The sequence below is a fragment of the Mesorhizobium sp. M0037 genome (assembly GCF_040323635.1).
Lineage (GTDB): Bacteria > Pseudomonadota > Alphaproteobacteria > Rhizobiales > Rhizobiaceae > Mesorhizobium.
Map to the genome: position 1 here is coordinate 59,934 of NZ_JAMYVB010000002.1, position 9,737 is coordinate 69,670.

9 protein-coding genes are annotated in these 9,737 nt (G+C 64.9%); 7 read left to right on the forward strand and 2 right to left on the reverse strand.

The window, feature by feature from the left end:
- Positions 1-149 precede the first annotated feature (149 nt).
- The 6 genes from NKJ78_RS04630 (at position 150) to NKJ78_RS04655 (ending at position 6,520) form a co-directional block, all read left to right on the forward strand.
- Positions 150-1,592: a hypothetical protein gene (locus NKJ78_RS04630; RefSeq protein ID WP_352460785.1), complete on the forward strand. Its 1,443-nt coding sequence runs from the start codon at positions 150-152 to the stop codon at positions 1,590-1,592.
- A gap of 152 nt (positions 1,593-1,744) precedes the next feature.
- Complete coding sequence (locus tag NKJ78_RS04635) at positions 1,745-3,049, forward strand: ABC transporter substrate-binding protein (protein ID WP_023683566.1); 1,305 nt, start codon at positions 1,745-1,747, stop codon at positions 3,047-3,049.
- Positions 3,050-3,208: 159 nt separating this feature from the next.
- Positions 3,209-4,090 (forward strand): branched-chain amino acid ABC transporter permease, encoded by an 882-nt coding sequence (locus NKJ78_RS04640; RefSeq protein ID WP_023671284.1) that lies wholly within the window; start codon positions 3,209-3,211, stop codon positions 4,088-4,090.
- A complete protein-coding gene (locus NKJ78_RS04645) occupies positions 4,087-5,049 on the forward strand; it encodes a branched-chain amino acid ABC transporter permease (protein ID WP_023689192.1) in 963 nt (320 codons plus the stop codon). Before NKJ78_RS04640 ends, NKJ78_RS04645 begins: the two co-directional genes overlap by 4 nt.
- Complete coding sequence (locus NKJ78_RS04650) at positions 5,046-5,771, forward strand: ABC transporter ATP-binding protein (protein WP_023739692.1); 726 nt, start codon at positions 5,046-5,048, stop codon at positions 5,769-5,771. Before NKJ78_RS04645 ends, NKJ78_RS04650 begins: the two co-directional genes overlap by 4 nt.
- The gene (locus NKJ78_RS04655) at positions 5,768-6,520 is read left to right on the forward strand and encodes an ABC transporter ATP-binding protein (protein ID WP_023739691.1); all 753 of its coding nucleotides are present in this window, start codon (positions 5,768-5,770) and stop codon (positions 6,518-6,520) included. Before NKJ78_RS04650 ends, NKJ78_RS04655 begins: the two co-directional genes overlap by 4 nt.
- Here the strand turns inward: NKJ78_RS04655 and NKJ78_RS04660 are convergent, their stop codons facing one another.
- Entirely contained in the window at positions 6,521-7,888 is a 1,368-nt protein-coding gene (locus NKJ78_RS04660) for a sodium:proton antiporter (RefSeq protein WP_352460363.1), read from the reverse strand.
- A gap of 85 nt (positions 7,889-7,973) precedes the next feature.
- Positions 7,974-8,588 (reverse strand): bifunctional nicotinamidase/pyrazinamidase, encoded by a 615-nt coding sequence (gene pncA / locus NKJ78_RS04665; RefSeq protein WP_023714546.1) that lies wholly within the window; start codon positions 8,586-8,588, stop codon positions 7,974-7,976.
- 281 nt (positions 8,589-8,869) lie between these two features.
- Here pncA and NKJ78_RS04670 point away from each other — a divergent pair, with 281 nt between their 5' ends.
- Entirely contained in the window at positions 8,870-9,733 is an 864-nt protein-coding gene (locus NKJ78_RS04670; protein WP_352460362.1) for an FAD binding domain-containing protein, read from the forward strand.
- The last annotated feature ends 4 nt before the right edge of the window (positions 9,734-9,737 follow it).

The window sequence follows — 9,737 nt, forward strand, 5'->3', positions numbered from 1 at the left end:
GCGTGAGTTCCCGCCCACCCCCCTCTGTCCTGCCGGACATCTCCCCCGCAAGGGGGGAGATTACCCCGTCATCTCCGCCTTCGCTAATCTCCGACGTTGCAAAGGAAGCGCCGGCAGGGCAACTGCCAATCTCCCCCCTTGAGGGGGAGATGTCCGGCAGGACAGAGGGGGGCGTCGTAGAGCGCGGCTGTCACCGGCCAACCCTTATCACCACCACCCTCACACTCCTCCCCACCCCCGCCCTCGCGCACGCCTCCGACCGCGGTCACGTCCTCCTCCTGCCGACCGGCTACTACATCGCCGGCGGCGCGCTTGCCATCGCGGTAAGCTTCCTCGTTCTCGCCCTGCTGCCACCCGCAACCCTCCACCGCTTCTGGCGCCGCCGCCTGCCGCTCTTCCCATTCGCCGACACCCCTCGCACAATCATCAGCCTCATCTCCTTTGCCGGCTTCGCAACGCTCAACGCCGCCGGCCTGTTCGGCAGCCGCGATCCGCTCTCCAATCCGCTGCCGCTAACCATCTGGACGCTGCTCTGGGTCGGCCTTGCCATCGCGCAAGGCCTGTTCGGCGATCTCTGGTCATGGCTGAACCCATGGTATGGCCCGTGGCGGATCGTAAGCCGCCTGTCCGAGCTTCGTGGCGGTGAGGGACAGGAATCGCGTTTGCCTTCATGGCTCGGCTGCTGGCCAGCCGTTATCCTGTTCTTCGCCTTCGCCTGGTTCGAGCTGATCGACCCGGCGCCCGACGACCCGGCGCGGCTGGCCTATGCCGCCGGCCTCTACTGGTTGCTTACCTTCATCGCCATGCTCGCCTTCGGCTACCGCGATTGGAGCCGGCGCGGCGAATTCCTGACGGTGTTCTTCGCCATGGTGGCGCGCTTCGCCCTTGTCGAGCGCGATGAACACGGGCGGCTCGCTCTCTGCTGGCCGGGCTCAAAACTGCTCGGCGCGGCACCCCTGCCGGCAAGCGGCATCGCTTTCCTGCTGCTCAGCCTGTCATCGGTGTCCTTCGACGGCCTGTCGAAAACCTTCTTCTGGCTCGGCCTGTTCGGCATCAACCCGCTGGAATATCCCGGCCGCACCGCGCTCATCGGGATTAGCAGCTTCGGCCTCGTGCTGACCTTCGTCCTGCTGGCGGCGGCATTCCTGCTGGCCGTCATACTCGGCCAGCGCCTTGCCGGCAGCCGACATTCCCACGGCGAGGCCGCCGGGCTGCTGGTCTGGTCGATCGTACCGATCGCGCTCGCCTATCATGTCGCGCACTATGTGACGGCGCTGCTGGTCGACGGCCAGTATGCGATCGCCGCTCTGTCCGACCCGTTCGCGCTGGGATGGGACCTGTTCGGCGCCGCCGACATGCAGATCGAGGCCGGCATCGTCGCCGGGGCCGACTCCGCCTGGTGGCTGTGGAACCTGCAGGCCGGCATCATCATCGCCGGGCACATGCTGGCGGTGCTCGTTGCCCATGGACTGGCCTGGCGACTGCACCAGGTGCCATCGCGCGCCGCCCTCAGCCAGTTGCCGCTCACCATGCTGATGATTGCCTACACGATCTTCGGCCTGTGGTTGCTTGCCACGCCGACGGCCGGATGAGACAAGCTGATCCACATGCCTTTGCGGAAAGCCCGCTTGCAAGCTCTGTGCTTTGGTGATTTAGTTTGTACACATGCAATTTCTGCCCCTCCTGCAAGGGAGTGGCCTTGCCTCGTTACAGACAGTCAAAACTCAAAAACAGGGGAACTGCCGTGACTGACAAGAATGGGTTTTTCGATCTCTCCAAATCCACCCTTAGCCGCCGCACCGCGCTGAAAGGTCTCGCCGCCGGCGCCGGGTTGACGCTCGCGCCCGGCTTCGTCCGCTACAGCCAGGCGCAGAGTTCAGCGCCAATCAAGATCGGCTTCCAGTCGCACCGCACCGGCATCGGCGCCGCCTATGGCCGCTGGTATGAAAAGACCAGTGCCGCGGCGGTCAAGGCGATCAACGACGCCGGCGGCATCAACGGCCGGCCTGTCGAACTGGTGATCGAGGATGACGGCACCGATCCCGGCCGTGGCGCCGAGGTGGTCGGCAAGTTCGCCACCCAGCACAAGACCGACATCGTCTTCGGCACGCTGTTCTCGCATGTGGTGATCGGCTCGGCGCCGGCCGCCGGCGAAAACAAGATCCCGTATTTCGTCGTCAGCGAAGGCCACCACGTCGCTTCGACCAAGCTCAACCGCTATGTCTTCCAGCCTGGCATCACCGATGTGAAGAGCCAGATCCAGTCGATGGCGCCGTGGATCGCGGCCAATGCCGGCAAGAAGGTGACGCAGATCTTCCCGGATTTCGCCTTCGGCTACGACCATCGCGACTACCTGCCGCCGGCGCTGAAGGCGCAAGGCGCCGAGGTCATCGCCCAGATCGCCATCCCGCCGACAGAGTCGTCTTTCACGAAATACTTCCCGCAGATACCCGCCGAGACCGAAGTCATCTACCACGTGATGGTCGGCCCGGCCGTGCTCACCTTCGTCAAGGAACTCGGCGAGTTCTACGGCTCCAACCGGCCGCAACTGTTCGGCTTCATCGATTCGCTCGAAGCCACCGACATCAACAGCCCCGGCCTCGAATTTTTGGACGGCAGCCATTTCTGGGAAGGTTCGCCGCGCTATGCGCAGGCCAATGACTCGGCCGCGCAGAAAGCCTACCGCGCCGCCGTTGGCATCGACGAAAATGGCGCTGCCGTCGGCGACCCCAAGGACGTCTCCACCGCCGCCCACATGTTCGGCTGCTGGGAGACGCTCTATGTCGTCAAGAAGGCGATGGAAGACGCCGGCTACAAGGGCCTGGAAGACCGCGCCAAGCTGGTCGAGGCGACCGAGGCGCTGACCGAATTCGCCGAAGGGCCGGAGCATCCGCAGGGGCCGAAGACCTTCAACGGCAAGATCCACCAGTGTTTTGGCATCCAGAACATCTCCAAGGTCGAAGGTGGCAAGCTGAATGTCGTCCACAAGACCAAGATCGAGGACGGGCTTTACGAGGCCGAAGGGGATTATACGACGCAGGCGCTGTGAGGCGCCTTACCCTCCCCCTTGTGGGGAGGGTCGGCACGCAAGCTTCGCACTTTTGCGAAGCTTGCGAGACGGGGTGGGGGTCGCGACGGCCCGTGCCCAACCCCCACCCGACCGCTGCGCGGTCACCCTCCCCACAAGGGGAGGGTAAGGGCGCCCTGAATGCATTTCGGACCCCACCTCCTCCTCGCCGCCCTCGAAGGCCTTGTCACCTCTGCCGTGTTGGCGCTGACGGCGCTTGGGCTGTCGCTGGTGTTCGGCGTCATGCGCGTCGTCAACGTCGCCCATGGCGAGTTCTTCATGCTGGGCGCGGTGCTGGCCTGGGCGATCTCGACGGCGATACCCGGCCATCCCACGCTCGGCTTCCTGGCGGCGCTGGTGATTGCGCCGCTGATCGTCGGCGCCATTGCGCTGGTAGCCGAGCGGCTTGTGCTGCGCCGGCTCAATTACAATCCGGAAGCCACCATCGTCGCCACGATCGGCATGCTCTACATCATCCAGCAGCTGGCGTTGAGCTTCTATGGCCCGGAAGCGCGCCCGGTGGAGCCGCCCTTCAGCTACCGCATCCTTTTGCCCTGGTTCGGCTATTCCGGCTACAAGCTGTCGATCATTGCCGCTTCGGCCCTTCTGCTCATCGCCACCTGGCTGGTGCTGACGCGCACCAAGATCGGCCTCATCATGCGCGCCACCCAATATGACAGCGAGACGGCGCAGGCCTTCGGCATTCCGGTCGACCGCGTCTATGCCGGCGTCTTCGGGCTCGGCGCCATGCTGGCGGCCATCGCCGCCGTGCTGATCGTGCCGATCAGTCAGGCGCATTATCTGATGGGACAGGACCCGCTGCTGTTGTCCTTCATCGTCGTCATCATCGGCGGCCTCGGCTCGCTGCGCGGCACCGTCGTCGCCGCCGTGCTGATCGGCCTGTCCGACGGCATCATCTCGGTGTTCTTTTCGCCGACTTTGGCCAAGATCATCGCCACGCTGCTGGTGGCCATGGTGCTGGTATTCCGGCCGCAGGGCCTGTTCGGGCAGGCGTCGCGATGAGCGAAGCTTCGCCGGCAAAAGCCTATGCATTGCATCTCGGCGTCATCGCGCTACTGTTTGCGCTGAGCTTCGTCCTGCCCGACTACCATCATGGCCTGCTAGCCCGCATCATGGTGCTGGCGGTGTTCGCCATGGGCTACAACATGCTGTTCGGCTATGTCGGCCTGCTCAGCCTCGGCCACGCCATGTTCTTCGCCGCCGGGCTCTATGGCGCTGGTCTCGCGGTCATCCATCTCGGCTGGAGCGTGCCTTTGGCTTTCCTCGCCGGTATCGCCTGCGGCGCGCTGCTGGCACTGGTGATCGGCCTGCTGGCGCTGCGCACCACCGGCGTCGCCTTCATGATCGTCACCATGATGTTCGCGCAGGTGTTTTACCTCGTCATCCTCTATTTCGCCGCCTGGACCGGCGGCGACCAGGGTCTGGTCGTGCCGCAGCCGGCGCGGGTTCTGGCCTTCGGCGCGACATCGCTCGACCTAACCAACCCGACCGTGCGCTACATGAGCGCGCTGGCGCTGTTCTCGGTCGTGCTGCTGATCACCCTCGCCATCGTCCGCTCCCGCTATGGCCGCGTGCTGGTCGCGGTGCGCGAGAACGAGGAGCGCACGAAAATGCTGGGCTACGACACCTTCTCCAACAAGCTCATTGCGGTCGTCGTCTCCGGCACCATCTGCGCCGCCTCGGGTGCGGCCTATGCGCTGCTGTTCGGCTATGTCGGCTCGAGCTTTGCCTCGGTGCAGTATTCCATCCTGCCGCTGCTCTGGGTGCTGCTCGGCGGCGCCGCCACGACGCTGGGTGCGCTGCTTGGCACTGTGTTCATGTACTATGTCATCGACACCGCCAGCGGTTACACCTCCGCCTATCTCCTGATCGTCGGTATTGCGCTCATCCTTCTGGTGCTGTTTTTCCCCAAAGGCATTCTGGGCACCATCCGCCAGCGCTGGCTCGGGTGGCTGCCATGATGCCGTTGCTGACCACCAAAGGCCTGGCGCGCAGTTTCGGCGGCCTGCGCGCCGTCGACGGTGTCGATTTTCAGCTGATGCCGGGCGAGATCCGCGCCGTCATCGGCCCCAATGGCGCCGGCAAAACCACCTTCGTCAGCCTGGTCAGCGGCCGCATTCAGCCATCATCCGGCATGATCGTCTTCGACGGCGCCGACATCACCAGCCAGCCGGCCTATCTCAGGGTGCGCCGGGGCATCGCCTACACCTTCCAGATCACCAGCGTCTTCGCCAACCTCTCTGCCTACGATAATGTCGCGTTGCCGGTGCAGCGCACGCTGACCGATGGCCGCTCGAAAGGTGCGGTGCGCACCGGCGTCATGGCCGCGCTGGAACGCACCGGACTTGCCGGCCGCGCCCATATGCCGGCCGGCCAGCTTTCCTACGGCCATCAGCGCCTGCTGGAAGTGGCAATGGGCCTGGCGCTGAAGCCGCGGCTTTTGATCCTCGACGAGCCGACGCAAGGGCTGGCCGACAGCGAGATCGACAATTTCATCGAACTGGTGCGCGAGATCGCCAAGAGCGCCACCGTGCTCCTGATCGAGCACAACATGCCTGTCGTCATGCAACTGGCCGACCGCATCACGGTCTTCAACGCCGGCAGGATCCTGGCCGAAGGCACGCCCGAACAGGTCCGCGCCAACACACAGGTGCAGGAAGCCTATCTGGGAACGGCGGCATGAGCGAAGCCCCCAAGACTGAGGCCCACGAGACTGAGGCCCACGAGACTGAAGCGCTGACCATCTCCAGGCTCGACTGCTTCTATGGCGAGGTTCAGGTGCTTTACGAGCTTGATCTCGTGCTCAACAAGGGCGAGGTGCTGTGCCTGTTCGGTCGCAACGGCGCCGGCAAGACGACGGCGCTGAAAGCAATGATGGGGCTGGTTCGGTCGAGCGCCGGTTCGATCCGGCTCGCCGGCAAGGAGTTGACCGGCCTGCCGGCGCATGAGGTGCCCAAGGCCGGCGTCGCCTATGTGCCGCAAGGCAGGCGGCTGTTCGCCGAGATGACGGTGGCGGAAAACATCGAGATCGGTCTGATGGCGCGCGGCAAGGGCAGAGCGACGCGCGAGAGCGTGCTCGACCTCTTCCCGTTGCTGCGCCAGCGGCTGCGGCAGCGCTCCGGCACTTTGTCCGGTGGCGAACAGCAGATGTTGGCCATGGCCCGCGCGCTTTGTCTGGAGCCGCAGGTGCTGTTGCTAGACGAGCCGACGGAGGGGCTGATGCCGTCGATGATCGCCAAAATCCGCGAGACGGTGGTGAAGCTGCGTGAGCTAGGTGTCTCCACCATTCTGGTCGAACAGCGCGTCGACGCCGTGCTGTCCGTCGCCGACCGCGTCTGCTTCATCGAGAACGGCCGCAACCGCGAGACCGTCGATGTCGAGCAATTGCGCGCCGACCCATCGGCAGTCAGGCGCTATGTCGGCGTCGGCTGATCAGCCGAAAAACAGGAACCCGGCGGTCAAAAAGATCGGGATCAGCACCAGCCCTGACCATGCCATGTAGCCGAAGAAGCCCGGCATCTTCACACCGCGGTGTCGGGCGATGGCGTAGACCATGAAGTTGGGCGCATTGCCGATATAGGTGTTGGCGCCCATGAACACCGCGCCGGCCGAGATCGCGGCCAGCGTCGAGGCCGCCTCCGTCATCAGGTGCCGCGCGTCGCCGCCTGCGAGTTCGAAAAACACCAGATAGGTCGGCGCATTGTCGAGGAAGGACGACAGCCCGCCGGTCAGCCAGAAATAGGCGAGATCATTGGGCTGCCCGGTGGGTGACGTCACCAGCGCGACCAGCGGCGCCAGCGCGCCGTCATGGCCGGCGCGAAGGATGGCAATGACCGGCACGATGCAGATGAAGATGCCGGCAAACAGTTTTGCCACCTCCGCGATCGGGCCCCAGGTGAAACCGTTCGCCTCGCGATGGCTCTTGAGGGAAACGACAAGCGACAGTCCGGCGAGCCCCAGGATAATGGCGTCGCGCGCCAGGTTCTGCAGTTCGAGGCTCACGCCCAGCACTGAAAAGCTCACGCCCGGCTTCCACGCTGCCGACAGCAGGATGGCGGCGATGACGCCAGCCAGCAGCGGCAGATTGGCCAAGCCGCGAAGGCGCACCTTTGTATCCGGCGTCGGATCCTTGATCTTCGGCGCGCCGCCTTCACGGCGATGCAGCATGATGTCGATGGCCAGGAAGACAAGCAGCACCAGGCCGCCGGTAAACAGCGTCTCGCGCCAGAGGTTCGCCGGCGTCCAGAAGAAGTCGACGCCGCGCAGGAAGCCGACGAACAATGGCGGGTCGCCCAAGGGCGTCAGCGAGCCGCCGATGTTGGACACCAGGAAGATGAAGAAGATGACGACATGGGCGTTGAACTGCCGGTTGTCGTTGGCGCGCAGCATCGGCCGGATCAGGATCATCGAGGCGCCGGTGGTGCCGATCACCGAGGCCAGCATTGCCCCGACGAGCAGCAGCCCGGCATTGACCAGCGGCGTGCCATGGATGTTGCCGGCCACAAGGATGCCGCCCGAAATGGTGTAGAGCGCGAACAGCAGGATAATGAACGACATGTATTCGGTGAGCAGCGTGTGCAGCACGGCTTCGCCGGCTACCGGAACGCCGAATGCAACCATCAGGGGGATGATCGCCAGCGCTGCCCAGCCGGCGGCGATCTTGCCGTAATGATGCTCCCAGACATGGTGGAACAGCAGCGGTCCGGTGGCGATCGACAGCAGCAGGCCGGCGAAAGGCAGCGCCCACCACAGCGACATGGCAGCATCGGGCAGGCCGCGGGCCTCGGCCGCGAAGGCCATTTGCGGAGACACAGCGGAAGCGAGTACACCTGCCGCGAAAGCCTTCCCCAACTGTGCGCAGCCCCCTCGATGCCTCACGATCCAGTCACTCCGAGATCGGGTCTTCGAGCCTCACCCCGGCATCGCGCATCCGCTTCAGCATCGCCTCGACCGAACCGTTGAGATCGATGCCGCGGCAGGCGTCGAGGCGAACCGTCGTCTTGAAGCCTTGCTTGACCGCGTCGAGGGCCGAGAAGGCGACGCAGAAGTCGGTCGCCAGGCCAACCAGGGTCACGGTGCCGATGCCGCGCTCCTTGAGGTAGCCGGCGAGCCCGGTAGGCGTCTTGTGGTCGTTCTCGAAGAAGGCGGAGTAGCTGTCGATATCGGGGCGGAACCCCTTGCGGATCACCAACTCGGCCTTGGTCCAGGCGAGCCCCGAGTGAAAATCCGAGCCGAGGCTGCCCTGGATGCAATGGTCGGGCCACAGAGTCTGCGGCCCATAGGGCATCTCGATTGCGCTGAAGGGCTGCGCCCCCGGATGGCTGGAGGCAAAGCTCGAATGTCCGGCCGGGTGCCAGTCCTGCGTCAGCACGACATGCTCGGCATGCCGAATCAGATCGTTGACCAGCGGCACGATCTCGTCGCCGCCGGCAACCGCCAGTGCGCCGCCGGGGCAGAAGTCGTTTTGCAGGTCGATGACAACAAGCGCTTCGTCGGCCATGGCGCCTCTCCTCTTCTACGTCTCGAACGGGGGATCGAGTGAAATACGCCGCTGATGCGACCGGATGCTGAAACTTGACCGGATGGCCGCCTGCGTCAACCTCTGCAAGCGTAAGAAATGCTTGGCGGCCGGGTTCCCTTAAACTCCGGCTTTGACAATTTCCGCCAGCTTGATATCATTTGCATACGAATGAATTTGGCCTGATCAGACACTGGCGGGTTCGGGAAGTCCCCACCTTTGAAGGCCCCAATGGGAAGGCCGATTTTTTTGGAAGGCAAAGCGTGATCCGTTACGCGAAACCCGCCACGCTCGACGAGGCGCTCGTTCTGCTGGGCGAGGGCGCCTGGCGCGTGCTTGCCGGCGGCACCGATTTCTATCCGGCGCAGGGCGCCAAACCGTTCCGCGAGAATGTTCTCGATATTAACGGCCTGCACTCGCTGCGCGGCATTGCCGAGACCGAAACCCATTGGGTTTTGGGCGCCCGCACCACCTGGACCGACCTTGTCCGCCATCCATTGCCGGCGGCTTTCGATGCGCTGAAGCAGGCCGCGCGCGAAGTGGGCTCCCTGCAGATCCAGAATGTCGCCTCGATCGCCGGCAATCTCTGCAATGCTTCGCCTGCCGCCGATGGCGTTCCGGGACTGCTGGTGCTGGACGCCGAGGTCGAGCTGCGCTCTGCAGCCGCGACGCGTCATCTGCCGCTGCAGGAGTTCATTCTCGGCAACCGCCGCACCGCGCTGCTACCGGGCGAGCTGGTCACCGCCATCCGGGTGCCGAAGCCCAGGGCCGCCGGCACGTCGGCCTTCGTCAAGCTCGGTGCGCGGCGCTACCTCGTCATCTCCATCGCCATGGTGGCGGCGCGCCTCGTTGCCGAGGCTGGCATCGTCATGGAAGCCGCTGTCGCGGTCGGGTCCTGCTCGGCCGTGGCCAAGCGGCTCGCCGCTGTCGAAGCCGTGCTGGTGGGCAAGCCTGTCCGCCCGGCACTCGCCGATGCGCTCCTGTCCGCGCCGATGGCCGAGCTCTCGCCGATTGCCGACGTGCGCGGCAGCGCCGAATACCGGCTCGACGCAGCGCGCGAGCTTGTCGCCCGCGCCGTGCTGGGGGCTTGCGGGCTGACGAACGACAACAGCATGGTGGCGGCATGAGCCA

Coding starts and splice junctions, on each gene's coding strand:
- NKJ78_RS04630 (WP_352460785.1), top strand. CDS start 150: ATGTCCGGCAGGACAGAGGGGGGCGTCGTAGAGCGCGGCTGTCACCGG.
- NKJ78_RS04640 (WP_023671284.1), top strand. CDS start 3,209: ATGCATTTCGGACCCCACCTCCTCCTCGCCGCCCTCGAAGGCCTTGTC.
- NKJ78_RS04645 (WP_023689192.1), top strand. CDS start 4,087: ATGAGCGAAGCTTCGCCGGCAAAAGCCTATGCATTGCATCTCGGCGTC.
- NKJ78_RS04650 (WP_023739692.1), top strand. CDS start 5,046: ATGATGCCGTTGCTGACCACCAAAGGCCTGGCGCGCAGTTTCGGCGGC.
- NKJ78_RS04655 (WP_023739691.1), top strand. CDS start 5,768: ATGAGCGAAGCCCCCAAGACTGAGGCCCACGAGACTGAGGCCCACGAG.
- NKJ78_RS04660 (WP_352460363.1), bottom strand. CDS start 7,888: ATGGCCTTCGCGGCCGAGGCCCGCGGCCTGCCCGATGCTGCCATGTCG.
- pncA (WP_023714546.1), bottom strand. CDS start 8,588: ATGGCCGACGAAGCGCTTGTTGTCATCGACCTGCAAAACGACTTCTGC.